Origin of the sequence: Streptomyces sp. NPDC051243 (genome assembly GCF_044455405.1) — a bacterium.
Classification (GTDB): domain Bacteria; phylum Actinomycetota; class Actinomycetes; order Streptomycetales; family Streptomycetaceae; genus Streptomyces.
Genome location: NZ_JBITES010000021.1, coordinates 72,764 through 98,286 on the forward strand (window position 1 = coordinate 72,764; position 25,523 = coordinate 98,286).

Genomic DNA, 25,523 nt, shown 5'->3' on the forward strand with positions numbered 1-25,523 from the left:
TCGTTAAAGGCCCCTCAGTCCCATTCCAGGCCGCCGCGCCGCCATACGTACGCGTACGCGACGAAGACGGTGAGCACGAAGAGCAGCATCTCCACGAGCCCGAAAATCCCCAGGGCGTCGAAGGTGACGGCCCAGGGGTAGAGGAAGACGATCTCGATGTCGAAGACGATGAAGAGCATCGCCGTCAGGTAGTACTTGATGGGGAAGCGCCCGCCGCCGGCCGGCGTGGGGGTCGGCTCGATACCGCACTCGTACGCCTCGAGCTTGGCCCGGTTGTATCGCTTCGGACCGATCAGCGTGGCCATGACCACGGAGAAGATCGCAAAGCCTGCCCCGAGGGCTCCCAGTACGAGGATGGGCGCATACGCGTTCACCGCTCCTCGCTCCTCTCAGTCGGCACTGACTGCTGGCGGTTGCACTGGGCTCACAGCCGCCCCACCGATCTCACGAGCCCCGCTCGTCCCGGCGAAGATCGAGAACATGTGAAGCAGGTCACAAGCCCAACTGCCTCGCATCTTATGCCCGCCGCTCTGTGATCTGCGACACGGGGTATTACACAAGCTTTGTGATCTCCACCACCTGACGAAGGATCATGAAGCTGGATGAGCGTCGATCTTCGTACAAGAAGCGTCCGAGTGATCACCAGAGGTGACATTTTCGCTCGTCGGCGCAGCTCGGAAGGGGCGTCTCAGTATCAAGAGAGTTCCCTTGCATGCAAATTGGCGCTGGACGGCACGCCTTGATAGAGGAGCGCGTTCACACCTCAGAGGGAGCTTTGGAGCGGGATGTGGACGCGTGCACACGTTCACGAGCGACACGGGGCGGGATTCGGGCACAGGACGCGCACGACGCCGTAATCGTTGCGTGACCTCCACCACATCAATGGGAGATCTCCGAGAAGCGGGCTTGGCCACCGGTCCCAACCAGTGGTAGGCGGCGGGCAATCCGGACTTAATGATGAAAGGCCGTGATCACGGGCGTGACAGGGCGCGTCCGCAATGTCCGTTACGGCGTCAATAAAGAGTGGAGCGCGGGGGAATTGGGGCGGCGATTGAGCAACTGTGGCGCAGCCCACGTTTCTTGAAGGTATGGAGGAGCCCCTGATACCCGTTGTTCTCATGTCCCACACCGCTCACATACGTAGCCACCGGAAGCCCCGGCGCAGCGCGTCGTCGTCCATCGCGATGCGTGCCGGAGTTGCCGGTGGCGTCCTCAGCATGGCAGCGGCGGGTGCGTCGGCCACGGCGAACGCCGCCGAGCCGGTGACCCAGACCATCGAACTGCCCACCCTCACGGGTGACCTGGCGGCCCAGCTCGCCCAGTCCGCGGACGCCACCCAGCTGGCGGCGGCGAACTACGAGCTCGACGCCGAGCGTGACGCGGCCGCCGCCGCGGCCGCCAAGGAAGCCAAGAAGGACCTCGCCGAGGCCAAGAAGAAGGCCGAGGCGAAGAAGAAGGCGGAGGAGGCCCGCAGGGCCGCCGCCGAGGCCGCCGCCTCGCGCAGCGCCGAGCGCGCCACCCTGTCCGCGTCCGCGAGCACGGACGTGTCCGCTCCCGCGAGCGGCAGTGTCGGGACGGTCATCTCCTTCCTCAAGGCGCAGCTGGGCGACGCGTACGTCCTGGGTGCCACCGGCCCCAACGCGTGGGACTGCTCCAGCCTGGTCCAGGCCGCGTACAAGCAGGTCGGCGTCGACCTGCCGCGGGTGTCGCAGGACCAGTCGATGTCCGGCACCGACATCCCGCTCTCGCAGATCCAGGTCGGCGACATCCTTTACTGGGGCGGCAAGGGCTCCGCCTACCACGTGGGCGTCTACATCGGTAACGGCCAGTACCTGGACGCGGCCAACCCGTCCAAGGGCGTCGTCATCCAGGACCTTTCCGGCTACCCCGCGTCGGGTGCGGTGCGCGTACTCTGACGCGAGGCCGTACGGCACAGTCGTACGGAAGGGGCCGCAGCCGCTCGGGGGCAGCGGCCCCTCCGTCCTGTCCGAGGTGGCCTTCGGCGGTCCTGTCCGAGGTGACCCTCGGCGCTATCCGAGGTCGAAGGTGTTGGGCAGGCCCAGCCGGTAGCGCACCTCGTCGATCCGCTTGAGGGGCTCCAGCTCCGGAGGCCGGTAGAGCTCCCGGATCTCACAGCGGTCGGCGTCCGAATTGTCCGCGTCCAGGAGCGCGTTGACCGCGAGGCGGGCCGACTCGTTGGCGCCCTCCATCGTCGCCAGGTCCACGTCGGTGCGGACGTAGTCGCCCGCGAGGTAGAAGTTCGGGACCTTCGTACGGGCCGTGGGGCGGTTGTAGAGGGTCCCCGTGGGGTGGATGAGGAGCTGCTCGCGGTTCTGCGGGTCGGGGCCGCCCAGGCCGGTCACCGCCGGATCCATGAACCAGCCGAGGCGGTCCTCGTCCCGGAGGGTGGTCTTGCCGGCGTCGTTGAGGCCGTCCTTCAACTGAGCCCAGAGTTCGGCGACGACCTCCTCCTTGGTGCACTCCTTGGCCGTCTTGCCGTAGAGAATGCCCGGCTTGTCCCACTCCGAGATGATGGCGGAGAGGCAGTCGTGGGCGCGGCCGTCGCCGTAGTCGCGGGAGAAGTCCCGTCCGTCCCAGAACTGGACCTGGCCGACGGCCGTCACCGACCAGGGCGAGTCGAGGCAGTTGATGTGGCCGTGCACGACCGGTGTGGGTGTGCGCAGGTAGAACATCACGCCGGTCATCCAGTCGGTCTGGAGGGCGTCGCAACGCGCGAGCTGCGGGTCCGCCGCGCGCAGGGCCGGGCCCCACGTCGTGCGCGCGTGTTCGACCGGGAGCGCGCAGATGTAGTGGTCGGCGGTGACGGTGCGTTCGTCGCCGCCGCCGCGGGCCGAGACGCGGACGCCGCTCACGCGACCGGCGTCGTAGAGGACCTCCCGGACCTGTGTTCCGAGGGCGAACTCGACGCCGAGTGAGCGCAGGTGGGTCTCCCAGGGGTCGATCCAGGCCTCACTGGTGGGGGCGTTGAGTACGCGGTCGATGTCGGCGTCGCCGTCCATGCCGCGCCCGAGCAGGCCCCACAGGAGCAGGGCCTCGATGATGACCCGGCCGACGGTTCGGGTGGAGGCGACCTCCGCGCGCGTGGCGACGAGGTTGCGGGTCTGGCCGACGCCGAGGACGGTCCGGTACTCCTCGCTCATCTCCTCGGCGCGTATGAAGTCCCACCACGCGACCTTCTCCCACACCTGCTCGCGTCGGGCGTCGCAGCTGGTGAGGTGGACGAGGAGGCGGTCGGCGAAGTAGGCGACCTCGTGGGCGGGCAGGCGGGTGCCGAGGTCCAGCACCGAGAGGAGCTGGTCGCGGATCCAGCCGGGGGTGAGGTCGCCGGGGCGGGGCGGGGTGGTGGCCCGGCGGAGCGGGAAGTGCAGGTCGGGGCGGCCGCCGGCACGGGCGAACAGGGCCTCGGTGCCGCTGACGAGATTGTCGTGGACGCCGTTCGCGTTGCCCGGGACGGGGATGCGGCGCATGGTGTCCGGCAGGTTCCGGTAGAAGCCGGGGAAGAAACGGAAGCCGTGCTCGGCGGGGAGGTCCGCGCGGCCACCGGAGGCCGTGCCGGGGACGGGCATCGAGCGGGCCTTGCCGCCGAGGGCGTCGTAGTACTCGTAGACGGTGACGGCGTAGCCGCGCTCGGCGAGTTCGTGGGCGGCGCTCAGGCCGGAGACTCCGCCGCCGAGGACGGCGACGCGTCTGCCGGAGCTGCCGGAGCTGCCGGAGCTGGACAGGGCCGCGGCGGACGCCGTGCTGGCCGTTCCTAAGGCACCTGCGGCGAAAGCGACTCCCCCGGTGGCCGTGAGGAAGCGTCTGCGGGTGTGGCCGGATGGGGCACGGCCGGTCTTCTCCTGGGGCTCCTGGGTGTGTTCTGTTGTCATGATTCCCGGAGGGTAGGGAGGGGCTCCGAAGGCCGGAAGCCCGTTTCCCGGTCACCTACAGCATCCTCACAACAGCAGGGAGAAGCAGCCATGCCAAGCGTGTTCGTCCAGGGCAGGCCCGTCGAGTCGTATCCGCCGCTTGCGCCCGAGGCCCGGCGCGGGTCGGTGCGCAGGATCACCGAGACGGGCGAGGAGGTCCTGCACAAGCCGTGCCGGGACGTCACCGAGTTCGGGCCGGATCTCGCCGCGCTCATCGACGACATGTTCCTGACGATGTACATCGCCGACGGGGCCGGGCTTGCGGCCAATCAAGTCGGCGTCGATCTGCGGCTGTTCGTGTACGACTGCGCGGACGACGACGGGGTCCGGCACGTAGGGCACATCGTCAACCCGGTGCTGGAGCCGCTGGACGCCACGCGCCGCCGGCTCCTCGACGACAGCGAGGGGTGCCTGTCGGTGCCGGGCGCGGTGATGGACGTACCGCGCCCGGACCGGGCCGTGGTGCGCGGGTTCGACAAGGACGGCGAACCACTCCTGATCGAGGGCACCGGGTACTTCGCCCGTTGCCTCGCGCACGAGACCGATCACTGCGAGGGGCAGCTCTATCTGGACCGGCTCTCCAAGCGGGAGCGGAAGGAGGCGCTGCGGCAGGTGGCGGACCGGCGGGAGGAGGTCTTCGCGCGCCGGGCCGCCAACATCGAGGCCCTCGGCAGGCCTTAGTCGCTGCCGCTCGGGCCTTGGGCACTGCCGCCCATGCCTTAGTCGCTGCCGCTCAGGCCCTGGGCACTGTCGCTCAGGCCTTCGGTGCCACCTTGCTCAGCCCGTTGATGATCCGGTCCATCGCGTCGCCGCCCGTCGGGTCGGTGAGGTTGGCCAGGAGCTTGAGGGTGAACTTCATCAGCAGCGGGTGGGTCAGGCCGCGCTGGGTCGCGATCTTCATGACCTTCGGGTTGCCGATGAGCTTCACGAAGGCGCGGCCCAGCGTGTAGTAGCCGCCGTAGGTGTCCTTCAGGACGCGCGGGTAGCGCTGCAGCGCGAGTTCACGCCCGCCGGGCGTCGAGCGGGCGTGGGCCTGGACGATGACGTCGGCGGCGATCTGGCCGGACTCCATGGCGTAGGCGATGCCCTCGCCGTTGAAGGGGTTCACCAGTCCGCCGGCGTCGCCGACCAGCAGCAGACCGCGCGTGTAGTGGGGCTGGCGGTTGAACGCCATCGGCAAGGCGGCCCCGCGGATCGGGCCCGTCATGTTCTCCGGCGTGTAGCCCCAGTCTTCCGGCATCGACGCACACCAGGCCTTCAGCACCTCGCGCCAGTCCAGCTCCTTGAAGGAGTCGGAGGTGTTGAGCACACCGAGGCCGACGTTGGACGTGCCGTCGCCCATGCCGAAGATCCAGCCGTAGCCGGGGAGGAGGCGGTCCTCGCCCGGGCCGCGGCGGTCCCACAGCTCCAGCCAGGACTCCAGGTAGTCGTCGTCGTGGCGAGGGCTTTCGAAGTACGTCCGTACGGCCACGCCCATCGGACGGTCCTCGCGTCGGTGCAGGCCCATCGCGAGGGACAGACGGGTGGAGTTGCCGTCGGCGGCGACGACCAGCGGGGCGTGGAAGGTGACCTCGCGCTTCTCCTCGCCGAGTTTGGCGTGGACGCCGGTGATCCGGCCGGTGCGGTCGTCGATGATCGGGGCGCCGACGTTGCAGCGCTCGTAGAGCCGGGCGCCCGCCTTCTGGGCCTGGCGGGCGAGTTGCTCGTCGAAGTCGTCGCGCTTGCGGACGAGGCCGTAGTCGGGGAAGGAGGCGAGATCCGGCCAGTCCAGCTGGAGGCGCACACCGCCGCCGATGATCCGCAGGCCCTTGTTGCGCAGCCAGCCCGCTTCCTCGGAGATGTCGATGCCCATCGCCACGAGCTGCTTGACCGCGCGCGGGGTGAGGCCGTCGCCGCAGACCTTCTCCCGCGGGAACTCGGTCTTCTCCAGCAGGAGTACGTCGAGGCCTGACTTGGCCAGGTGATACGCCGTCGTGGAGCCGGCCGGCCCCGCGCCCACGACGATCACGTCGGCGGTGTTCTCGGAGAGGGGCGAGGAGTGGTGCTCGGTCACGACGGTCACGGCTGGATCTCCCCGGGTTCGAAATCTGCGTGCCGACCGGCACTGGACATGGGCAGTCTATTCAGCAGAATTGATCACCCGGCTGAAGGGCTGCCCTGTGAACCGAGCTCTCCCCGTAGTACGGCTGCGAGTGCCCACCGACGAGGACGCGGTCGCCTGGCACCGGGTCTTCTCCCACCCGGACGTCATGGAGTTCCACGGCGGCAGGGCCGCGGAGCTGTCCGTCTACGAGGAACTCACCGCCCGCCAGCGCCGGCACGACGCCGAGCGCGGGTTCTGCCTGTGGACCGTGCTCGACGAGGACGAGCGGGTGATCGGCTTCACCGGCGCGCAGCCGTGGGAGCGGGACTGGGGTCCCGTCGGGGAGATCGAGATCGGCTGGCGGCTCGGGCGGGAGTACTGGGGCCAGGGGTATGTCACGGCGGCCGCGCGGCTGACGCTGGAGCGGGTCGAGGCGGCCGGGGTGCCGAGCGTGGTGGCGATGGTCGACGCCCGCAACGCGCGGTCGATCGCGGTGACGCGGCGGCTGGGGATGGAGCTCGCCGAGGTGTTCACCACGCCGGACGGGCAGCAGAAGGGGCACTGCTACCGGCTGGCTCTGCCCAGCCCGAGCGGTAACTCTGAGTAGCTGACTGCTACAGAAAGGCACTCAGCGCTTCCGGACGGTACCCCCGGGCGGTTACCCTGCCAGTACCGCTGGGGGTGACATCTGTGCGCATAACACCCAAAACGCCCGAGGTGCGAGTGCCGAAGCTCGTCGGACTGATGGCCATGGACGCACGTGAGGCAGCGAAGTCGCACGGCCTGCTCCTCAACGCGCCGGACCGACCGGACTTCCACCTCACGGTCGTCGACTACGTCGTACGCCAGTATCCCCAGCCCGGTGCCGAGGTGCCGCGGGACTCGATGGTCTACATCTGGTTCGACTTCGGCGATGGCGAGGGCGGCGGAGGCGTACGCGAGCCGCGCATCCCCCGGCCGCCGTCGGGTGGGCTGCAGCGCGAGCTGGACGAGCCCGGGGACCCGTACGCCGTTGTCAGCTCTGCTTGAAGTAGATGCTCAGCTCGGCTTGAAGTAGATGCTCAGCTCTGCTTGAAACCGATGCTCAGCTCTGCTTGAAGCCGCGGTGCAGGGCGACCACCCCGCCCGTCAGGTTCCGCCAGGCCACCTTCGACCAGCCGGCCTTGCGCAGACGCTCGGCGAGGGCCGGCTGGTCGGGCCAGGCGCGGATGGACTCGGCGAGGTAGACGTACGCGTCGGGGTTGGAGGACACCGTGCGCGCGACCGGGGGCAGAGCGCGCATCAGGTACTCGGTGTAGACCGTGCGGAAGGGCGCCCAGGTCGGGTGCGAGAACTCGCAGATCACGACTCGGCCGCCGGGCCGCGTGACCCGGTACATCTCGCGCAGGGCGGCGTCGAAGTCCTGGACGTTGCGCAGTCCGAAGGAGATCGTCACGGCGTCGAAGGTGTCGTCCTTGAACGGCAGCCTCGTCGCGTCGCCCGCCGTGAACGGCAGCCAGGTGTGCTTGCGCTTGCCGACCTGGAGCATGCCCAGGGAGAAGTCGCAGGGCACGACGTACGCGCCGGTCCGCGCGAAGGGCAGCGAGGAGGTGGCCGTTCCCGCGGCCAGGTCGAGGACCTTCTGCGCGGGTCGGGCGTCGACGGCCTTCGCGACCTCCTTGCGCCATCTGCGGTCCTGGCCGAGCGACAGCACGTCGTTGGTCAGGTCGTACCGTTCCGCCACGTTGTCGAACATCGAGGCGACTTCGTGCGGCTGCTTGTCCAGGGATGCGCGGGTCACGGGCCCATTGTGGCAGTACGGCCTCCGGGGACGAGCTCCGGCTTCTTCTTGGCCGCCACGTCCTCCACCCAGCCGCACAGCAGGACGAACACGGCGATCAGTATCCAGCCGATGCCGAACATGAACCACTGGCTCTCCAGCGGCAGGTACTTCTCGAACGCGGCACGTTCCAGAACTGTCGATCAGCGGGACGGCGAGGATCAGGGCGATCTCGTGCCAGAGGTAGACCGTCACGGCGCGGGCGTTGAAGACCGTGACGAGGCGGTCGAGGCGGGGGAAGCGGGTGAGCCAGGCGAAGTCGATCCGGAAGAACTCCTTCGCGTACATCAGCAGCGTCACAAGGCCCGCCGACCAGAACGCCTGGGCGAGGGGGATGTCGTCCAGGTCGTACGAACCCGTCTCGGCCTGGTGCGTGAGGGCGAACCAGCCGCCGTACGCCATCGCCGCGAGGGAGAGGACGGTGACGGCGAGCGGCTTGAGGCGGCGCAGGACACCCTCCCGGTGCGCGAAGCCGAGGATTCAGCAGAAGAGGAAGGCGGCCAGGTCGGTCAGTGCGCTGCCGAAGCAGTTGTCCGGCGGCTCCCAGAGGAAGTGGAGGACGCATTGCCCGGTGCGTCGCCCAGCGGCGGTGTGGCGCTGTTGGAGTCCGCCAACTCGCATGACGTGCAGGTCTCCACGGTCAACATCATGACCATGAACTACGGCGAGTCGTACACCGGTGACATGGGGGACTACGCGCTCACGTCCGCGAAGGCCACGCATGCCCAGTTGAAGGAGATCTTCGGTACGGCGGACGCTACCGCTTGGAATGCGATGGCGTTGACCTCGATGCTCGGGGTGAATGACGTCGACGGCGAGACGTTCACGCTTGAGGATGCGGCTCAGGTGCGGGAGTTCGCGGAGGAGAAGGGGGTCGGGTGGGTGTCCATGTGGGCGACATTCCGGGATCAGCAGTGTGGGGAGGATTCGGAGGATGACGCGTTGACCAATTGCAGTGGGGTGGATCAGGCGGACGGGGCGTTTGCGGTGGCGTTTTCGGGATGAGCTCGGTCGCTTCTGTGGTAGCGGACTGCGGGCCGTTGGCGGCCGATCGCGCAGTTCCCCGCGCCCCCCTAAAAACGTTCACTCACCGTCGGCGGTAGACCAACCGGCCGTCCACCACCGTCGCCACGCACGTCCCCGCGCCCCGCTTCGCCAGTTCCGTCTCGTCCCCTACGTCGAACACCGCGAAGTTGGCTGCGGAATTCCGCTCCCTCGGCTCCGCGAACTCCACCGGCAACCCGGAGTCGTACGGGTCGAGCGCCGGGGTCCCGCCAGGGCGTCCGAGCCGTCCCATGACCGCCAGTCCCGAGCGGTGCACAGCGTCCCGCACCGCCCGGTTGCGCAACTCCTCGCAGGCCACCCGGACCGTCCCGTGCGCCAGCATCCGCTGCACCCCCCGCCGCGCACTCGCTCCCCAGCGGGCGTCGTCCATGGTGAGCGCCGCCAACGCGTCGCCGGTCAGTGGCTCGGTGCCCAACTCGTCGGCCTCGCGTGGGTCGGGGTGGTAGGCCTCCTCCAGCAGCTCGTTGCCGTGGAGGTTGATCAGTCCGGGTGTGAGGATGCCGGGCCACTCCCGCACCCGGGCCCGCGGATGGGCGGCGACCAGATCCGCCAACTCACCCACGTCGGCGATCCACGCGCCCTGCACGGCGAGCGCCCGCCCCTTGGAGTCCGCGTGGATCGTCAGCACGAGTACGTCAGTTGGAGGCGAGGATCTTCAGCTCGGGGTGGGCCGTGCCGCCCTCGATCGCCGTGGAGGAGATGTGGGAGACGACCCGCTCGTCGACGGGGTCGTTCGCCGGGTCGTCGTGGACGACGAGGTGCTCGTACGTGGTGGAGCGCTGGGCCGGGACCCGCCCCGCCGTACGGATCATGTCGATCATTTCCTGCAGGTTGGAGCGGTGCTTGGCGCCGGCCGCCGAGACGACGTTCTCCTCCAGCATGACCGAACCGAGGTCGTCCGCGCCGTAGTGCAGGGTCAGCTGGCCCGCGTCCTGGCCGGTGGTCAGCCAGGAACCCTGGATGTGGGCGATGTTGTCCATGAAGAGCCGGGCGATCGCGATCATCCGCAGGTACTCGAAGATCGTGGCCTGCGTGCGGCCCTTCAGGTGGTTGTTCATGGGCTGGTAGAGGTACGGGATGAAGGCGCGGAAGCCGCCCGTCCGGTCCTGTACGTCACGGATCATCCGCAGGTGCTCGATGCGCTCGGCGTTGGTCTCGCCGGTGCCCATCAGCATGGTGGAGGTGGACTCCACGCCCAGGTTGTGCGCGGTCTCCATGATCTCCAGCCAGCGCTCGCCGGACTCCTTGAGCGGCGCGATGGCCTTGCGGGGACGCTCGGGGAGCAGTTCCGCGCCGGCTCCCGCGAAGGAGTCCAGGCCGGCGGCGTGGATGCGCTGGATCGCCTCCTCGACCGACACCTTCGAGATCCGGGCCATGTGCTCGACCTCGGACGCGCCGAGGGAGTGGATGACGAGTTGCGGGTACGCGTCCTTGATGGCCTTGAAGTGCTTCTCGTAGTACTCGACGCCGTAGTCCGGGTGGTGCCCGCCCTGGAACATGATCTGGGTGCCGCCGAGTTCGACGGTCTCCGCGCAGCGGCGCAGGATGTCGTCCAGGTCCCGGGTCCAGCCGTTCTTGGTGTCCTTCGGCGGCGCGTAGAAGGCGCAGAACTTGCACGCCGTGACGCACACGTTCGTGTAGTTGATGTTGCGCTCGATGATGTACGTCGCGATGTGCTCGGTGCCCGCGTACCGGCGGCGGCGTACGGCGTCGGCGGCCGCGCCCAGGGCGTGCAGCGGGGCGTCGCGGTAGAGGTCGAGCGCTTCCTCTGGGGTGATCCGCCCGCCCGCTGCGGCACGGTCGAGCACAGACTGGAGGTCGGCCTTCTCGGTCACCGGGGCGTCCCTTTCGTCAAGGGTTGTGGACAGATCCACCCGGTTATGGGCGGACCGAACCAGCCTACGCCAGGCCTTTTGCCGTACGGACGTCAGGCCGCGTACGCCCCGATCAGCAGCCCCGCGAACGTCCCGCCGAGCAGGAACGGCCCGAACGGGATCGCCGACTTGCGCCCGGTCCGCCCTGTCAGTACGAGGCCCCAGCCGTACAGCGCCCCGGACAGGAACCCGGCGAAGGTGCCCAGCATGACCGTCGGCCAGCCGTACCAGCCCAGCACCGCCCCCGCGCCGAGCGCCAGTTTCACGTCGCCGAAGCCCATGCCGCGGGGGTTGATGAGCCACAGCAGGTAGTAGAAGGCGCCGAGCGCGGGCGTGGCCCACAGGGCGGTCGACCAGTCGCCGGAGTGTTCGGGGACGAGGGCGACCAGGCCGAGCAGCGCCGGCGCGGCGGCCGCGAGCGGGAGGGTGAGCGGGTCGGGCAGCCGCCGCACCCGGAGGTCGACGACCGCGAGCAGCACCCCGACCGGCGCCAGCAGCAGCCAGACGCCCAGCTCGGGCCGGGTGCCGGTGGCGGCGGCGAGGGCGGCGCAGACCAGGGCGGTGACGGTGGCGAGCGTCGGGGCGCCGGGGCCGTACAGCGTGCCCGGGCTGCACCGGGTGCGGAGGCCGACCGGCGTGCCGGAGCTGGACGGTGAACCAGTCCCGCACTGTCCGCACCGGGCCCGCCCGATCCACCCCCCGCCGAACCCCACGAAGGGATGCCCGCCCGGACACCGCTCCCGCCACCCCTCCTCCGGCTCCTCCGGCTCTTCCGCCCCCTCTGAGTTCTCCGGCTCCTCCGACTCCTCAGGCACGGAGAACCGGTAGGCGGCCCTGGGCAGCAGCGCCCCCGCCGCCGCACCCCAGAGCGCGGCGGCGAGAACCAGCAGAGCGGTGCTCATCGGACGAGTCCGCACGGCAGTCGGTGGCCGCCCGACTCCCGCGGCTCGTCGGGCTGCGGTGTCGCCATGGTCGCCCTCCCCCGTCGTCATGCGCACCTGAGCAGCAGACACAGTAGAGGGTCCCGGTGCCTACCCGACCTTCGACAACCGCGCCTCGGGACTGCCCTCCGCGTCGCTCTCCGAGCGATACACCAGGTCGTCGCCCGCCGGAGTGATCCGGACGGTGTGCGGGGTCGGGTTGCACCCGCCGTGGTTGCCCTTCTTGCCCACGGAGGTGACGACCAGCTCCTTCGCCGTCACCTCTTTCAGGGTCAGTACGTCGTTGCAGACGCCGCCGAGCAGGTCCGTCTGCCGCAGGGTGCCCAACTCGTCGCCGACGTCGGCCCGGTGCACGGTGAGCCGGAAAGTCCCCGCCGGCAACCTGCCGCCCAGCGCTTCGGCCTCGCCCTCCCAGGTGCCGAGGTAGCGGGCGGGGACGGAGCCCGCGGCCGGGGTGGCGGACACCTCCTCGCCCGGCGTCTGGGGCGAGACCGTTCCCGAGTCCGCGTTGGTGTCCTGGCCCCCGCCGCCCGGCAGCAGCTCGAACAGAAACACGGACCCCACCGTCACCGCGGCCAGCGCCCCCGCCACCGCGAGCGCCACCGTGCAGCTCAGCCGCCGCCCACGCCCTCCGTCCCCCGGCGTCGAGGCCGCCGCGACGGAGAGGGAGAGCTTGCCGGGGCGGTTCTCGGATGCCGGGGCCGTGTCCTGCGGAGGCGAAGCCGTGATCTGGGGGGCCGGGCCGCTGCCCTGCGGAGGCGGGGCCGTGACCTGGGAAGGCACGGCGTCACGCGTTTCGGGCGCGGGAACAGGCTCCCCGGCGCCGGAACCGGTCGCGGGCGCGGTCCCGGGCGCCGCTCCCGGCATCACCGGCGGCGGCCCGAACTCCCCGACGGTCGCCTGCCGGCTGAACTCCACCGGCCCCGAGGCGACGTCCTCCCCCGTCTCCAGATTCAGCAGCCGCACGGCACTGCGACTGACCTGCTCCACCAACGGCCCCGGCAACCACCCACCCGCCACCGCCCGAGCGGCGCCGTCCGGAGCCAGCCGTCGGGCCACCTCCCCCGGCGCGGGCCGCGCGCCCGGTTCCTTGGCCAGGCATGCCTCCACCAGCTCCCGCAGCTCGCCGCTCAGCGCACCGTCCGTCGAGCCGAGTTCGGGCTCCTCATGGACGACCTTGTAGAGCAGCGCCGCCGAAGTGTCCCCGGAGAACGGCGGCTCCCCGGTCGCCGCGTACGCCAGCACCGCGCCCAGCGAGAAGACGTCCGCCGCACCCGTGGCCCCCTCGCCCAGGATCTGTTCGGGCGACATGTAGCCGGGCGAGCCGATCGAGACGCCGGTCGACGTCAGGGACGCCGTGCCGTCCATGGCGCGCGCGATGCCGAAGTCGATCAGCAGGGGGCCGTCGAGTGTCAGCAGCACGTTCGACGGCTTCACATCCCGGTGCACCAGCCCCAGTTCGTGCACCGCCGCCAGCGCCTCGGCCAGCCCGGCCCCCAGCACACGTACGGAATGAGCGGGCAGCGCACCCGAGCCCGTGACCGCCGCCGCCAGCGAGGGTCCGGCCGCGAACGCCGTGGCCACCCACGGCACCGCCGCCTCCGGATCCGCGTCCAGCACGGGCGCCGTCCAGGCACCGCCCACCCGGCGCGCCGCCGCCACCTCCCGGCGGAAGCGGGCGCGGAACTCCTCGTCCAGCGCGAAGTGCGGATGCACGATCTTGACGGCGACCGTACGGCCGCCCGCGCTGCGTCCGACGTACACCCGCCCCATCCCGCCGGAACCGAGCCGCCCCAGCAGCCGGTACGGCCCGACGGCGGTCGGTTCGTCAACTCCGAGCGGCTGCATCGGCGCCCACCCCTCCCCCGTACGGCCTGTCGCGCCCGTGGAACTGCCAGCAGGTTAGCGCCGCCCCGCCGAAGCGCCCCTCCTTTGGGGCCCCTTGGAGTCTGCCCCTCTACGACTGGAGCAGATTCACCTTCACATCCGCCGGAAATCCGGTCGTCGGGCCCACCCGCCGGGCGAACTCCGCGACCGCCGCCAGCTGCGGGCCGCCGAAGCGGAAGTCGAGGGTGGTGAAGTACTGCTCCAGGGTCCGCTCGTCGAAGGCCTCCCAGCGGGCCGCCTGCTCGGCGACCTTGCCGACCTCCTCCAGGGAGAGGTTGCGGGAGTCGAGGAAGGCCTCGTGGACCCTACGGGTGATGACCGGCTCGCGCTCCAGGTAGTCCCGGCGCGCCGCCCACACGGCGAAGACGAAGGGCAGGCCGGTCCACTCCTTCCAGAGCGAGCCGAGGTCATGGACCTCCAGGCCGTAGCGCGGGCCGTCGAGGAGGTTGGCCCGAAGGGCCGCGTCCCCGATGAGTACGGCCGCCTCCGCCTCCTGCATCATCAGGCTCAGGTCGGGCGGGCACGTGTAGTAGTCGGGGCGTACGCCGTAGCGCTCGGCCAGCAGCAGCTGGGCCAGGCGGACGGACGTACGGGAAGTCGAGCCGAGGGCGACGCGGGCGCCGTCCAGCTCGTCGAGGGGGACCTGCGAGACGATCACGCAGGACATCACCGGGCCGTCGCAGCCGACCGCGATGTCCGGGAAGGCGACCAGGTCGTCGGCGTTGCGCAGGAACTCGACGAGGGTGATCGGCCCGATGTCCAGGTCGCCCCGCACCAGCTGCTCGCTGAGTTTCTCCGGGGTGTCCTTGGTCAGCTCGAAGTCGAGGAGTGTGCCCGTTCTCGCGAGCCCCCAGTACAGGGGCAGGCAGTTCAGGAACTGGATGTGGCCCACGCGCGGCCGGGTGCGAGAATTGTCCACATCGCGAGACTAGACCCATTGGGGTACGCTCCAGACTCCACCCCCTGGGGTCAACCTATTTTTGATCTTCAAACGTCCGGGTGACGTGATCTTGACCTCTATTGCTTTCGGCTGCCCGCGTGCTAGGCTCGCCGCAAGTTGCAGTTTGGTTTCCCTTGCAGTACAGAGCCTGCGGAGCATGTAACCGCGGGCTCTAGTCGTTTTCAGACGTATGCAGTGCGGCATTAGCTCTCACACTTGCAGGTTCTGGAGCAGGGCGACCCTTTGGGCCCAAGGAGGGCTTATGGCTACCGGAACCGTCAAGTGGTTCAACGCCGAAAAGGGCTTTGGCTTCATCGCCCAGGAGGGCGGCGGCCCCGACGTCTTCGTCCACTACTCCGCGATCAACGCGAACGGCTTCCGTTCGCTGGAGGAGAACCAGCAGGTCTCCTTCGACGTGACCCAGGGCCCGAAGGGCCCGCAGGCGGAGAACGTCACCGCCATCTGAGGCGATCCGTATCTCTGATCCGGACCTGAGAGCAGTACCCAAGGAGCCCCATGCCGTACGGCAGCGGGGCTCCTGCCTTTTTCACGGCCGATGCTCACGGCCGAGGTTCACCGCCGACGCTCACCGACGACCTTCACCGCCGGTCTACACGTGCTGCATGATCAGCACGAACGTCGTCCCGGCCGCCAGAGCCTCGTACGAGTGCGGCACATCCCCGCGATACGACATGTAGTCGCCGGGCCCGAGATCGGCCTCTTCTCCCCGCGGCCCCGCCTTCACCCGCCCCGTGCTGACGATCAGGTGCTCCACACTCCCCGGAATGTGCGGCTCCGACTCCCGGGGCGTGCCGGGCTCGGCGCGCAGGTGGTAAATGTCCCGGCGGGCGCCGGGCGGACTGGCCGAGAGCAGCGTGGCCACGAAGTCCGACCGCTCGGAGGCGACGGTCGGCCCCTCACCCGCCCTGATGACCTGAACGGCCGAAGCCGGCGGCTCCACCAGAGCGCTGAACGGCACGCCGAGCGCCACCCCCAGCGCCCACAGCGTCTCCACGCTGGGATTCCCGCCGCCCGCCTCCAGTTGGGACAGCGTCGACTTGGCGATCCCCGCCCGTTTGGCCAGCTCGGACAGGGACAGCCCGGCCCGGGTGCGCTCGCGCCGCAGCGAGGCGGCGATCCACGCGAGCGGCTCGCTCATATGGTCCACTTCCCGTCGTTCGCTCTACCGGTATGTTCGTTCGCCTTGACGAACGACGCCTGCCTGTTCATTCTGGAAAACATGCGTTCGCCACTCCGAACACCGATGATGGCACCTCCGACAGCGGCTCTGGTGCGTGACAGCGCACTCGTCTGGCTGGCCAGCGGAGTCGTCGGCGTCTCCTTCGGCGCGATCGCCGTGGCCGGTGGGCTGCCCGTGTGGGTGCCGGTGGTGATGTCGCTGGTTGTGTACGCGGGCTCGGCTCAGTTCAGCGCGGTCGGTGTGCTGCTCGCCGGGGGCGGTCCGGTGGCGGCCGCGACCACCGGGCTGCTGCTCAACACCCGAACGGCGGCCTTCAGCCTCGCCGTCGCGGACATCATCGGCCCGAGCCGCCTCGTCGGCCCGGGCCGCCTCGCCCGGTTTCTCGGCGCGCACCTGGTGACGGACGAGACGGTGGCCTTCGCCCTCGCCCAGCCGGATCCGGCACGGCGGCGGGCGGCCTTCTGGATCTCCGGGCTCGGTCTGTTCGCCGTGTGGAACCTGGGCGTCCTGGCCGGGGCACTGGCGGGCGGCGCGCTGGGCGACACCGGCACCTACGGCCTCGACGCGGCCTTCCCCGCCGTCCTCGTCGCCCTGGTCCTGCCCGCCCTGCGCGACGATCCGGCCGTACGGCGCTGCGCGCTGCTCGGCGCCGGTCTGGCGCTGGCGGTGACGCCGGCCGTCCCGGCGGGGGTGCCGGTGCTGGTGGCACTGGCGGGGCTCGCCCTGTTCGGACGCGACGGCGGAAGGCGTACGGCATGAGCGCGACGGTGGCCATGCTTCTGGCGCTCGCGGTCGGGACGTACGCCTTCCGGCTGGTCGGGCCGGTCCTCCACGGGCGGGTGGAACTTCCGGCCAGGGTCCAGGAGTTGCTGTCGGCGGGCGCGGTCGTCCTGCTGGTGGCCCTGCTGGCCACGGGTGCGCTGACCGAGGACGGCGGCTTCGCGGGGTGGGCCCGGCCGGCCGGGGTGCTGGTGGCCGGAGTACTGGCCTGGCGGCGGGCGCCGTTCCCGGTGGTGGTGCTGGGGGCGGCGGTGGTCACGGCGGTGCTGCGGGCGGTGGGGGTGGCCTGAGGAGCCCCCATGGGAAAATCGCCAGGTGACGAGCGGTGGAGAGAACGACCTGGGGAACAACGGCGGCGACGACGGCGGGGCTGCCCCCGACAACCGCGCGGCGACGGGCATTGCGCTCGGCCTCTCCTTCGGTACGAGCATCGGCGTCGTCTTCGGATTGGTCCTCTTCGACAACCTGGGGCTGGGACTCGCCCTGGGGATGGGGCTGGGTATCGCCATCGGGGCCGCGATGAGTGTCGGCCTGAAGCGGACGGGTCAGCAGGAAGACAGGGGCGAGTAGCGCCCGGCTTCGCTAGGGTCCCCGGCCATGACCGAAGCCGACTTCATCACCAGCACCCGCACCTTCTACGACGCCATCGCCGAGGACTACGCGGACCTCTTCCGGGACGAGCTGGCGAACCGGCCCCTGGAGCGGGCGGTGCTGGGAGTGTTCGCCGAACTCGTCGAGGGGGACGGTCCGGTGGCCGACCTGGGATGCGGCCCCGGTCGGACGACCGCCCGCCTCGCCGCGCTGGGGCTGCCCGTGTTCGGGATCGACCTGTCGGAGTCGATGCTCGCGATCGCCCGCCGCGAGAACCCGGGCCTGCGGTTCGAGCAGGGGTCGATGCTGAAGCTGGACCTCCCCGACTGGGCTCTGGCCGGCGCCCTCTCCTTCTACTCCTCCATCCACACCCCCGTGGAACAACTCCCCTCCCTCTTCGCCGAGTTCCACCGCGTGCTGGCCCCCGGCGCGCCCCTGCTCGTCGCCTTCCAGGCCGGCGACGAGCACCGGCACCATGACCGGCCCTTCGGGCACCCCGTCTCGCTCACCTTCCAGCGGCGCCGGCCGGAGGACGTCGTCGGCCTGCTGAGGGCGGCCGGATTCGCCCTCGTCTCCCACACCGTCCGCGAACCCGACCCGGGGCTCGACGAGGTGTCCCAGCAGGCGTTCCTGATCGTCCGGAAGCCCGCCCGACCGGAGATCTAGAGCACTCCGGCGAGGTCCCGCGCCGCGATGTACCCGAACGTCATCGCCGGGCCGATCGTCGAACCGGCCCCCGCGTAACTGCGGCCCATCACGGCGGCGCTGGCGTTTCCGGCGGCGTACAGGCCGGGGATCACCGAGCCGTCCTCCCGCACCACCCGCGCCCGCGCATCGGTGAGCAGGCCGCCCTTGGTGCCGAGGTCGCCGGGGACGATGCGGAAGGCGTGGTACGGAGGGAGCCAGAGGGGCGCGAGGCAGGAGTTCGGGAGGACCGACGGGTCCGTGTAGTAGTGGTCGTAGGCGCTGTCGCCCCGGTGGAAGTCGGGGTCCTCGCCGCGCAGCGCCTGGGAGTTGAAGCGGTCCACCGTCGTACGCAGGGCGGTCGCCGGGACGCCGATCGAGGTGGCGAGCGCGTCCAGGGTCCATGCCTTGTGCGCGGCGCCCGAGTCGTACCAGGCGCCGGGGAAGGGCAGCGCCGGCAGGACGTCCTTGAACAGGTAGCGGTTGCGGTAGTGCTGGTCGACGATCAGCCAGGCCGGGATGGCCGGGTCGGTGTCGTTGACGTCGTACATGGTGTGGACGACGTCGCTGTAGGGGGCGGCCTCGTTGACGAAGCGCGCGCCCGCGGCGTTGATCAGCAGGCCGCCGGGGAGGGTGCGTTCGGCGAGGCAGAAGTACGGCTGGCCGGGGAGCGGGATCGCCGGGCCCCACCAGGCGTCGTCCATGAGGCCGAGGGCGGCGCCGATCCGCTGCCCGGCCCGGATGCCGTCGCCGGTGTTCTCCTTGGCGCCGACCGTCCAGTCCGTTCCGATGGGCTGGCGCTGGTAGCGCTCACGCATGGCCGCGTTGTGCTCGAAGCCGCCGGAGCCGACGATCACGCCCCGGCGGGCGCGGACCAGGGCGGGACCGCCGTCCCTGGTGACGACCGCTCCGCGCACGGCACCGCCCTCGACGTACAGGTCGGTGAGCGGCGTACCGAGCCACACGGGAACCCCGGCCGACCGCAGCCCCGCCCGCAGACCCGCCGCCAGTGACTGCCCCATGGTCAGCGGCTTCTCCCCGCGCAGGGCCGCCGCCGTGCCCCGCGCCAGGCACTGGGCGGCCACGGCGGCACCCTTGGCGTTCACGGCGGCCAGGGCCAGCCACTTGTAGTCGGCGCTGAAGACGACCATGCCGACGGGCACGTCCATGTACGGCGGGTTCAGCCGGGCCAGCTCCGGGCCGAGGATGTTGCCGTCGAGCTGGTCCGGTTCGACGGAGCGGCCGATCGGAAGGCCGCCGGGCAGCTCCGGGTAGTAGTCGCTGTACCCCTCCATCCAGCGGAACCGGAGGGGGCTGCGGGCCATGACGAAGGAGAGCATCGCCGGGCCGTGGGCGAGGAAGGCGCGCTGCCGCTCGATGGGCACGTCCGGGCCGACCACGGCGGCGAGGTAGGCGGCGGCCTTCGCGGGGGTGTCCGGGACGCCGGCCGCGAGGATCACCGAGTTGTTGGGAATCCAGATCCCGGCACCGGACCGGGCGGCGGACCCGCCGAAGGTGGCGGCCTTCTCCAGCACCACACAGCTCAGGCCCTGCTCGGCGGCGGTCAGGGCGGCGGTCATGCCGGCGGCTCCGGAGCCGATGACGACGACGTCGTAGGTGCCGAGAAGGGGCAGGTCGGCGGCCGACGCCTGCTGTTGGGCCGCTCCCACGACGCCGAAGGCGGCCGCTGCCGTGCCCGCGGCTCCCGCGGCGAGAACGTGTCTTCGAGAAGGGTTCGCGCTGGTGGACATGGAGGCCGCTCCCGCATGGACGACGCCGCGTTTTCTGAGGGTGTGTCAGAAGTCAGGTGTCAGAAATGCGAATGTGGCGCGGATGCCCTGTGAAGTCAAGGAGCAGGCAAGGGAGTTGGGCAAGCGGCGGGCAAGCGGCACTCCCCTGCCGCCCCTGCGGAGCTCACGGTCTGCCGTTGGGTCGGCACCCGCCCCCTCCCCCGCACCCGGTCCGGACTCCGGCGAGGGCGTGGAGCGGGTTGCCGCCCGGGCCCGTCAAGGATCGTCGTACATCGGGCAGAGGCCAGTCAATCCTTGGGATTTGTCGCAATCCCCAAGGGTTAACTTAGAAGTCATGACCCTCGACGACCTTCGCGTGTTCGTGGCCGTGTGCCGGGCCGGGAGCCTGAGTTCGGTGGCCCGGGAGCTGGGGTGCACCCAGTCGGCGGTGAGTCAGCACGTGAAGCGGCTGGAGCGGGAGACCGGGGTCACGTTGCTGGAGCGGCAGCCCCGGGGAGTCGTACCGACCCGGGCGGGACGGGTGCTGGAGACGGCCGCCGCCGAGGGGATCTCCGGGCTGGATCTGGCGATACGGCAGCTGCGGGACCTGGTCGACGGCGAGAGCGGGTTCGTGCGCGTGGCGACGGGGGCGACGAGCGTGCGGCACTTCATGTCGGAGGCGGTCGTCGCCTACCGGCGCCGGCACCCCAAGGTCAACCTGGAGTTCCGCACGGTGAGTTCGGGGCGCGGCAGCTTCGACGCGCTGGCCGACGGCACGCTCGACCTGGCCTGGATCACCCTCGGCCCGCCGGTGCGCGGCATCGAGCAGCGGCCGGTGGTGGAGCTGCCGTGGGTGCTGGCGGTACGGGCCGACGATCCGCTGGCGGGGCGGCCGTACGTCGATGCCGGCGCCGACCTGCGTGACGTACGGCTGATCCGGCTGCCACCGAACTCGGCCTCGGCCGCTCATCTGGACGCGGCCTGCGCCGAGTTGGGCGTCCGGCTCGCGCACGACACGAGCGTCGCCGACTGGGACACGGCGCTGCTGCTGGCCGAGCTGGGGGTCGGGCGGGCGGTGGTGCCGGCGTTTCCGGGGCTGCCCGCACCCGGCAGCGGGGAGGCCGAGGGCGACCTGCGCCTGATCCCCCTCCCCGCCCTGCGGCCCCTGCCCGTCGGCTGGGCGGTCCGCCGCTGGGACGCGCTCAGCCCCCCGGCGAGGGCGTTCGCGGACCTGGTGGAGAGCCATCGCCGGGGCGCGCAGGGCTGACCACTCCCGGCTCTGGGCCTACTTCAGGCCGATGGCCGCGCAGTCCGCCTCGTACTCGGGAGTGCAGATGTCCTTGACGGTGTAGACGCCGTCCTTGACCACCGTGTCCTTGATGTTCTTCTTCGTGACCGAGACCACCGACACCAGCTGCGCGGGGATGTTCTCCTGCGACGCGCTGTCGACCGAGTCCTGGGCGAGTGCGTCGAACTCGATGTCACGTCCCTGGACCTTGTACACGGCCATCCTCGCGGCGTTGGTCGCCTCCTGCGCGAACGGCTTGTAGACCGTCATGAACTGCTCGCCCGCGACGATCCGCTGCACCGCGTCCAGGTTCGCGTCCTGCCCGGTCACCGGCGGCAGCTTGGTGGCCCCGGCCTCCTTGAGCGCCTCGATGACGGCGCCCGCCATGCCGTCGTTGGCCGAGTAGACGGCGGCGATGTTGCTCAGCCCTATCGATGCGATCGCCGCCTGCATGTTCTTCTTGGCGATCTCGGGCGACCACTTGTCGGTGTCGTAGCGCTTGACGATGTCGACCTCGCCCTCGAGCTCGTCCAGCGCGCCCGCCTTGAACCGGCCCGTGTTCGGGTCGGCGGGGTCCCCGTTCATCATGACGACCTTGCTGGACGAGGCGTTCGAGCCGAGTTCCTCGACGAGCGCGCGGCCCTGGACCTCCCCGACGAGCTCGTTGTCGTGGGAGACGTACGCGTCGATGGGCCCCTCGGCGAGCCGGTCGTAGGCGATGACCGGAATGCCCGCGTCCTTGGCCTTCCGCACGTCGGAGGCGATGGCCTTGGCGTCCAGCGCGTCGACCAGGATCACGTCCACCTGGTCCTCGATCATCTGCTGGAACTGCTCACTCTGCTTGTCCGGGCTCGCCTCGGCGTTGGCGTAGTCGACCTTGCCCTTGTCGTTGGTGAGGGCGGCGACTTCCTTCTTGATCAGTGGGTAGTCGAACTTCTCGAAGCGTGCCGTGTCCTTGTCGGGCAGCAGCAGCCCCACGGTGATGTCGTCGCCCTTCTCCGGTGCCGCGGAGCTGTCACCGCCCCCGATGCCGTCCAAGGCCCCGCACGCCGTGAGCGACAGGGCCGAGACGGAGGCGGCGAGGGTTATGCCGAGACGGCGGCGTACAGCGGAGATGTGGGGGGTGCGGACGTTCACTGGTGGTGCCTTCCGAGCGGAGGAGCGGCGTTGCTACCCGGGGTTGGCGGTAGCCAACGCGGATATGGCATGTCACGTCAAGGTGTTGTCGTAACGAGACGGCAACCGTTTTCCACGTTCAGGTCAAGGCGTCCTTGAGTGCGACCTCCGCCCACACCGTCTTACCGACGTCCCGATCGGCAACTCCCCAGGTCAGAGCGAGAAGAGCGACGAGAAGCAGGCCTCGTCCGCCCTCGGCGTCGGGGTCGGTGACGAAACGGAGCGGGCGGTCACCGCGGGCGTCACTGACTTCGATACGCAGGGTTTGCTCGGTGGGAAGGATGAGCCGCAGCTCGAAGTCCCGTCCCGGGACGCGGCCATGGGTGACGGCGTTCGCGGCGAGTTCGGCGACGAGTTGCTGTGCGGTGTGGTTCGCGTCGCTGTCGTACGGGTGGCCCCAGGCGGTGAGTTGGTGTGCGGTGAGGCGTCTGGCGAGGCGGGCGCCTCGGGGGGTGGCGCTGAGGCGTTGGGTGAAGGTGGGGGCGGTTGTGGGGTGGGTGATTTCCGGGTTCACGTCACTGAGCGTGGTCGGTTGTATCTACCCTGAACAGGGGCGATTGAGCGACTCTGCGTAGCTGTACGGCTTCCGTGCGTGCGAAGTCGGGTAGTCGGCCGTGACCACGAGGACGGGACGTGAGGACGGGGACGCGGGTGAAGGACGAGCGGGAGCGGAGGCCGGAGACTCCGGCGGAGGCCGGAGACTCCGGCGGAGGCCGGAGACTCCGGCGGAGGCCGACGGAACCATTGAGTTGTTCCGGACGCTGGGCAAGATGATCCGGCGGCTGCGCGAGCGGGCGGGGCTGACGCAGAAGGAGTTCGGCCAGCTGGTCGGCTACGGTCCCGACCAGATCGGAGCGATCGAGCGGGGCGTGCGGGTGCCGCGGCCGGAGTTCCTGCAGAAGGCGGATGAAATCCTCAACGCGGGCGGGCTGTTGACGGATGCGATCGAGGACGTCGAGCGGGCGATGTCCAAGCGGCGGACGCGGCATCCGGAGTGGTACCGGAGTTACGCGGCGCTGGAGGCCGACGCCGTCGAGCTGCACCACTACTGCAGCCATGCGCTGCACGGGCTACTGCAGACCGAGGACTACATGCGTGCGGTGTTCGTCAAGCGGCGCCCGCTGCTGACCGAAGAGGCCATCGAGAAGCGGGTGTCGGACCGGCTTTCCCGGCAACAGGTCTTCGACCGCGAGCCCCTGCCCGTCATCAGCTACATCCTCGAAGAGGTTCTCCTGGACCGTCCGATCGGCGGGAAGGCCCTCTTCGCAGAGCAGTTGGAGGGTCTGCTACGGATCGGCAACCTGCGGAACGTCGAGCTCCAGGTCATGCCGACCAAGGTCGAGGAGCACCCCAACATGGATGGCGCATTCAACCTGCTGACACCCCAGAAGCATGCGCAGGTGGGCTATACGGAGGTGCAGGGCTACCCAAGGCTTATCACTGACATGGAAGAGGTGCGGAAGCTCGCCGAGCGCTATGGGATCATGCGGGCACTGGCCCTCAGTCCCTTGGAGTCCCGCGCCTTGATCGAGAAGAAGTTGGGGGAGCTGTGAGCACCGACATACTCGACTGGTTCAAGTCCAGCTACAGCGGCGGCGAGGGCGGCGACTGCCTCGAAGTCGCCTACGCCTGGCGCAAGTCGACGTACAGCAGCGGCGAGGGCGGCGAATGCGTCGAGGTCGCCACCTGCCCCCACACCATCCACATCCGCGACTCCAAGAACCCCACCGGCCCTCGGCTCGCCGTCACTCCCACCACCTGGTCGGCCTTCCTGGCAGGGGAGTTGATCACCGAGCGGGGCTAGGGATCTCGGCGATGGAACTCGCCGGAGGCGACGGGCGAAGGAGAGATGAAAGCCCAAGCCTTCGAAGCGTTCCCCAGCACGAGAGGAGCCCCGATGACCGTCGAACCAGGCGTCCGCACGGGGGTGGACAGCGATGCCTCGGTAATTGCGCGGTCCCGGGATGAGCCCGAGGCATTCGCCGTGCTCTTCGACCGGCACGCGGATGCGGTACACCGTTATCTGGCCCGCAGGCTCGGCGGCGAGTCGGCCGACGACCTCATGGCGGAGACCTTCACCACCGCTTTCCAGCAGCGGCGCCGGTACGACCCCGCGAAAACCACGGGCGACGGCGCCCGGCCCTGGCTTTTCGGCATCGCGACCAACCTGGTCGGCCGGCACCGGCGGGCCGAGGCCCGGCGGTTCAAGGCCCTGGCCCGCATCCCGGTTCCCGTCGACCACGAGGAGCCGCTGGCCGACCGGGCCGCGGCCCGGGTGGGGGCCGAGGCCGTACGCCGGGAGCTGGCGGCGGCACTGGCCGCACTGCCCGCGCGGCACCGGGACGTGCTGCTGCTGGTGGCGTGGGGCGGTCTCGGCTACGAGGAGGTGGCCCAGGCCCTCGGTGTCCCCATCGGCACGGTCAGATCACGGCTGCACCGGGCCCGCAGCAAGCTACGCGAAGCGTTGGGCGGATCCGATCCGACGACACTGCGAGAGGCATCCGGCCATGACTGACGAACTCGAACTCCTGCGGGACTGGAACGCGGACGCGGCCCCGCTCACCGAAACGACCCGAGCGCAGGCCCGCCACCGACTGCTCAACACGATCGCGCGCACAGAGCGGCACTCCGACGCCGCACCCAGCCGCCGCCTCGCGCTGCGCCTCGCGACAGCCGCGGTGGTCAGCATGGCGGTCACGGGCACAGCGGTACTGATCGCCACGGACGGTGCCGACGAGGGCGGCCGCACCGATCGCGCGGGCACGAACGCCCCGCGGATGCGCAACGCCGCCGCCGTGACGGTGCTGAACGGGGCGGCGGCGTGGGCGACCAAGCACGAGAAGCCCGTGGCGCCGCGCGACGACCAGTTCATCTACTCGAAGCGGATCATCAAGGAGACGGAGCGGAAGACCGGCGAGGTCAAGACCTATGTGGACGTGAACTGGGACTCGGTGGACGGCTCCAAGCGATCTTTGACCATGGAGCTCGGCCGGGTTATCTGGGAGGAGCCCATGGGGAACGGGAGCGTGTGGCCGCCTCGGGAGTGGAGCAAACTGGAGAGGCTGCCCACCGACCCGGAGAAGCTCATCCCGCGCATCATCGGCGCCGGCACGTCCGGCAAGTCGATCGACGACTTCACCGCGTTGGACTGGTACGACGCCTACTTCATGCTCGGCGAGCTCCTGAAGTGGCCGGTGCTGCCCGAGGGACTGCGTCCTGCCGCGTACAAGGCGCTGGCACTGGTGCCCGGGGTCAAGGTGACCCCGGGGGTACAGGACTCTGCCGGGCGCACCGGCGTGGGGATCTCCTACTCTGAGCACTGGTCCGAGAAGGGCAAGTACCTCATCTTCGACCCGGATTCCTACGAATTCCTGGGCTTCCGCGCCGAGCGGACCTCGCGTTCCGGGAAGCAGACGTACATCCAGCTGTCGCACGTGGTGGAGTGGGCGATCGTCGACCGCTTGAGGCAGCAGCCCTAGGCCCCTGGCACTCGGGCTGATGGCTGGTCAGGGGCGGTCTCGTGGAGGCCGCCCCT

The 25,523-nt window shown here is 70.1% G+C and carries 29 protein-coding genes; 15 read left to right on the forward strand and 14 right to left on the reverse strand.

Features of this window, described 5'->3' with window-relative positions; translation table 11 throughout:
• Window positions 1-14: 14 nt before the first annotated feature.
• Window positions 15-374: an NADH-quinone oxidoreductase subunit A gene (locus tag ACIBAG_RS39970; RefSeq protein ID WP_003992243.1), complete on the reverse strand. Its 360-nt coding sequence runs from the start codon at window positions 372-374 to the stop codon at window positions 15-17.
• A 714-nt stretch (window positions 375-1,088) separates the two neighbouring features.
• Here ACIBAG_RS39970 and ACIBAG_RS39975 point away from each other — a divergent pair.
• Window positions 1,089-1,916: a C40 family peptidase gene (locus ACIBAG_RS39975; RefSeq protein ID WP_399112321.1), complete on the forward strand. Its 828-nt coding sequence runs from the start codon at window positions 1,089-1,091 to the stop codon at window positions 1,914-1,916.
• Window positions 1,917-2,030: 114 nt separating this feature from the next.
• Here the strand turns inward: ACIBAG_RS39975 and ACIBAG_RS39980 are convergent, their stop codons facing one another.
• Window positions 2,031-3,890: an FAD-dependent oxidoreductase gene (locus tag ACIBAG_RS39980; RefSeq protein ID WP_399112322.1), complete on the reverse strand. Its 1,860-nt coding sequence runs from the start codon at window positions 3,888-3,890 to the stop codon at window positions 2,031-2,033.
• A 90-nt stretch (window positions 3,891-3,980) separates the two neighbouring features.
• Here ACIBAG_RS39980 and def point away from each other — a divergent pair, with 90 nt between their 5' ends.
• The gene (gene def / locus ACIBAG_RS39985; RefSeq protein ID WP_399112324.1) at window positions 3,981-4,610 is read left to right on the forward strand and encodes a peptide deformylase; all 630 of its coding nucleotides are present in this window, start codon (window positions 3,981-3,983) and stop codon (window positions 4,608-4,610) included.
• A gap of 73 nt (window positions 4,611-4,683) precedes the next feature.
• Here def and ACIBAG_RS39990 read toward each other — a convergent pair whose 3' ends face one another.
• On the reverse strand, window positions 4,684-5,991 hold the full coding sequence (locus tag ACIBAG_RS39990) for a geranylgeranyl reductase family protein (protein ID WP_399112326.1): 1,308 nt from the start codon (window positions 5,989-5,991) through the stop codon (window positions 4,684-4,686).
• A 97-nt stretch (window positions 5,992-6,088) separates the two neighbouring features.
• Here ACIBAG_RS39990 and ACIBAG_RS39995 point away from each other — a divergent pair, with 97 nt between their 5' ends.
• Together ACIBAG_RS39995 and ACIBAG_RS40000 are read left to right on the forward strand one after the other, a co-directional pair.
• Window positions 6,089-6,619: a GNAT family N-acetyltransferase gene (locus ACIBAG_RS39995; RefSeq protein ID WP_399112328.1), complete on the forward strand. Its 531-nt coding sequence runs from the start codon at window positions 6,089-6,091 to the stop codon at window positions 6,617-6,619.
• A 110-nt stretch (window positions 6,620-6,729) separates the two neighbouring features.
• Window positions 6,730-7,041: a PASTA domain-containing protein gene (locus tag ACIBAG_RS40000; RefSeq protein ID WP_399112329.1), complete on the forward strand. Its 312-nt coding sequence runs from the start codon at window positions 6,730-6,732 to the stop codon at window positions 7,039-7,041.
• A gap of 55 nt (window positions 7,042-7,096) precedes the next feature.
• On the opposite strand, the gene ACIBAG_RS40005 is transcribed toward ACIBAG_RS40000, so the two are convergent.
• Both ACIBAG_RS40005 and ACIBAG_RS40010 read right to left on the reverse strand, forming a co-directional pair.
• Window positions 7,097-7,792 carry a demethylmenaquinone methyltransferase gene (locus ACIBAG_RS40005; RefSeq protein WP_399112331.1) on the reverse strand — a complete coding sequence of 232 codons (696 nt, stop codon included), beginning with the start codon at window positions 7,790-7,792 and terminating at the stop codon, window positions 7,097-7,099.
• On the reverse strand, window positions 7,789-7,914 hold the full coding sequence (locus ACIBAG_RS40010; protein ID WP_399112333.1) for a hypothetical protein: 126 nt from the start codon (window positions 7,912-7,914) through the stop codon (window positions 7,789-7,791). The genes ACIBAG_RS40005 and ACIBAG_RS40010 overlap by 4 nt, the downstream gene beginning before the upstream one ends.
• Between ACIBAG_RS40010 and ACIBAG_RS40015 the strand changes: the two genes are divergently transcribed.
• A complete protein-coding gene (locus ACIBAG_RS40015) occupies window positions 7,904-8,836 on the forward strand; it encodes a hypothetical protein (protein WP_399112335.1) in 933 nt (310 codons plus the stop codon). The genes ACIBAG_RS40010 and ACIBAG_RS40015 overlap by 11 nt on opposite strands.
• Before the next feature lie 82 nt (window positions 8,837-8,918).
• Here the strand turns inward: ACIBAG_RS40015 and ACIBAG_RS40020 are convergent, their stop codons facing one another.
• The 5 genes from ACIBAG_RS40020 to ACIBAG_RS40040 form a co-directional block, all read right to left on the reverse strand.
• The gene (locus ACIBAG_RS40020; protein ID WP_399112337.1) at window positions 8,919-9,524 is read right to left on the reverse strand and encodes an imidazolonepropionase-like domain-containing protein; all 606 of its coding nucleotides are present in this window, start codon (window positions 9,522-9,524) and stop codon (window positions 8,919-8,921) included.
• 7 nt (window positions 9,525-9,531) lie between these two features.
• The gene (mqnC, locus tag ACIBAG_RS40025) at window positions 9,532-10,731 is read right to left on the reverse strand and encodes a cyclic dehypoxanthinyl futalosine synthase (protein WP_399112339.1); all 1,200 of its coding nucleotides are present in this window, start codon (window positions 10,729-10,731) and stop codon (window positions 9,532-9,534) included.
• Window positions 10,732-10,823: 92 nt separating this feature from the next.
• A complete protein-coding gene (locus tag ACIBAG_RS40030; RefSeq protein ID WP_399112340.1) occupies window positions 10,824-11,672 on the reverse strand; it encodes a prepilin peptidase in 849 nt (282 codons plus the stop codon).
• Window positions 11,673-11,801: 129 nt separating this feature from the next.
• Complete coding sequence (locus ACIBAG_RS40035; RefSeq protein ID WP_399112341.1) at window positions 11,802-13,559, reverse strand: protein kinase; 1,758 nt, start codon at window positions 13,557-13,559, stop codon at window positions 11,802-11,804.
• A gap of 109 nt (window positions 13,560-13,668) precedes the next feature.
• Complete coding sequence (locus tag ACIBAG_RS40040; protein WP_399112343.1) at window positions 13,669-14,517, reverse strand: menaquinone biosynthetic enzyme MqnA/MqnD family protein; 849 nt, start codon at window positions 14,515-14,517, stop codon at window positions 13,669-13,671.
• A gap of 283 nt (window positions 14,518-14,800) precedes the next feature.
• Between ACIBAG_RS40040 and ACIBAG_RS40045 the strand changes: the two genes are divergently transcribed.
• Window positions 14,801-15,004, forward strand: a complete 204-nt coding sequence (locus tag ACIBAG_RS40045; RefSeq protein WP_043442843.1) for a cold-shock protein — start codon at window positions 14,801-14,803, stop codon at window positions 15,002-15,004.
• A 144-nt stretch (window positions 15,005-15,148) separates the two neighbouring features.
• Here ACIBAG_RS40045 and ACIBAG_RS40050 read toward each other — a convergent pair whose 3' ends face one another.
• Entirely contained in the window at window positions 15,149-15,697 is a 549-nt protein-coding gene (locus tag ACIBAG_RS40050; RefSeq protein ID WP_399112346.1) for a helix-turn-helix domain-containing protein, read from the reverse strand.
• Window positions 15,698-15,778: 81 nt separating this feature from the next.
• On the opposite strand from ACIBAG_RS40050, the gene ACIBAG_RS40055 reads away from it, so the two are divergent.
• The 4 genes from ACIBAG_RS40055 to ACIBAG_RS40070 are packed head-to-tail and all read left to right on the forward strand — an operon-like array spanning window position 15,779 to window position 17,776.
• Window positions 15,779-16,498 (forward strand): AzlC family ABC transporter permease, encoded by a 720-nt coding sequence (locus tag ACIBAG_RS40055; protein WP_399112347.1) that lies wholly within the window; start codon window positions 15,779-15,781, stop codon window positions 16,496-16,498.
• Complete coding sequence (locus ACIBAG_RS40060) at window positions 16,495-16,809, forward strand: AzlD domain-containing protein (protein ID WP_399112349.1); 315 nt, start codon at window positions 16,495-16,497, stop codon at window positions 16,807-16,809. Before ACIBAG_RS40055 ends, ACIBAG_RS40060 begins: the two co-directional genes overlap by 4 nt.
• A 25-nt stretch (window positions 16,810-16,834) precedes the next feature.
• Window positions 16,835-17,089: a hypothetical protein gene (locus ACIBAG_RS40065; RefSeq protein ID WP_399112350.1), complete on the forward strand. Its 255-nt coding sequence runs from the start codon at window positions 16,835-16,837 to the stop codon at window positions 17,087-17,089.
• 27 nt (window positions 17,090-17,116) lie between these two features.
• Window positions 17,117-17,776: a class I SAM-dependent DNA methyltransferase gene (locus ACIBAG_RS40070; protein WP_399112351.1), complete on the forward strand. Its 660-nt coding sequence runs from the start codon at window positions 17,117-17,119 to the stop codon at window positions 17,774-17,776.
• Here ACIBAG_RS40070 and kstD read toward each other — a convergent pair.
• The gene (kstD, locus tag ACIBAG_RS40075; RefSeq protein WP_399112353.1) at window positions 17,773-19,545 is read right to left on the reverse strand and encodes a 3-oxosteroid 1-dehydrogenase; all 1,773 of its coding nucleotides are present in this window, start codon (window positions 19,543-19,545) and stop codon (window positions 17,773-17,775) included. The two genes, ACIBAG_RS40070 and kstD, sit on opposite strands and share 4 nt — an antisense overlap.
• Window positions 19,546-19,879: 334 nt before the next feature.
• Here kstD and ACIBAG_RS40080 point away from each other — a divergent pair, with 334 nt between their 5' ends.
• Entirely contained in the window at window positions 19,880-20,791 is a 912-nt protein-coding gene (locus ACIBAG_RS40080) for a LysR family transcriptional regulator (RefSeq protein ID WP_399112355.1), read from the forward strand.
• A gap of 18 nt (window positions 20,792-20,809) precedes the next feature.
• Here the strand turns inward: ACIBAG_RS40080 and ACIBAG_RS40085 are convergent, their stop codons facing one another.
• Entirely contained in the window at window positions 20,810-21,949 is a 1,140-nt protein-coding gene (locus tag ACIBAG_RS40085) for a sugar ABC transporter substrate-binding protein (protein WP_399112356.1), read from the reverse strand.
• 118 nt (window positions 21,950-22,067) lie between these two features.
• The gene (locus ACIBAG_RS40090; RefSeq protein ID WP_399112358.1) at window positions 22,068-22,502 is read right to left on the reverse strand and encodes an ATP-binding protein; all 435 of its coding nucleotides are present in this window, start codon (window positions 22,500-22,502) and stop codon (window positions 22,068-22,070) included.
• A gap of 256 nt (window positions 22,503-22,758) precedes the next feature.
• Here ACIBAG_RS40090 and ACIBAG_RS40095 point away from each other — a divergent pair, with 256 nt between their 5' ends.
• From ACIBAG_RS40095 to ACIBAG_RS40110, 4 genes are all read left to right on the forward strand, one after another.
• The gene (locus ACIBAG_RS40095) at window positions 22,759-23,541 is read left to right on the forward strand and encodes a helix-turn-helix transcriptional regulator (RefSeq protein WP_399112360.1); all 783 of its coding nucleotides are present in this window, start codon (window positions 22,759-22,761) and stop codon (window positions 23,539-23,541) included.
• Complete coding sequence (locus tag ACIBAG_RS40100) at window positions 23,538-23,792, forward strand: DUF397 domain-containing protein (RefSeq protein ID WP_399112361.1); 255 nt, start codon at window positions 23,538-23,540, stop codon at window positions 23,790-23,792. Before ACIBAG_RS40095 ends, ACIBAG_RS40100 begins: the two co-directional genes overlap by 4 nt.
• A 93-nt stretch (window positions 23,793-23,885) precedes the next feature.
• Window positions 23,886-24,503: an RNA polymerase sigma factor gene (locus ACIBAG_RS40105; RefSeq protein WP_399112363.1), complete on the forward strand. Its 618-nt coding sequence runs from the start codon at window positions 23,886-23,888 to the stop codon at window positions 24,501-24,503.
• Window positions 24,496-25,467, forward strand: a complete 972-nt coding sequence (locus ACIBAG_RS40110; protein WP_399112365.1) for a CU044_5270 family protein — start codon at window positions 24,496-24,498, stop codon at window positions 25,465-25,467. The genes ACIBAG_RS40105 and ACIBAG_RS40110 overlap by 8 nt, the downstream gene beginning before the upstream one ends.
• Window positions 25,468-25,523: the final 56 nt, after the last annotated feature.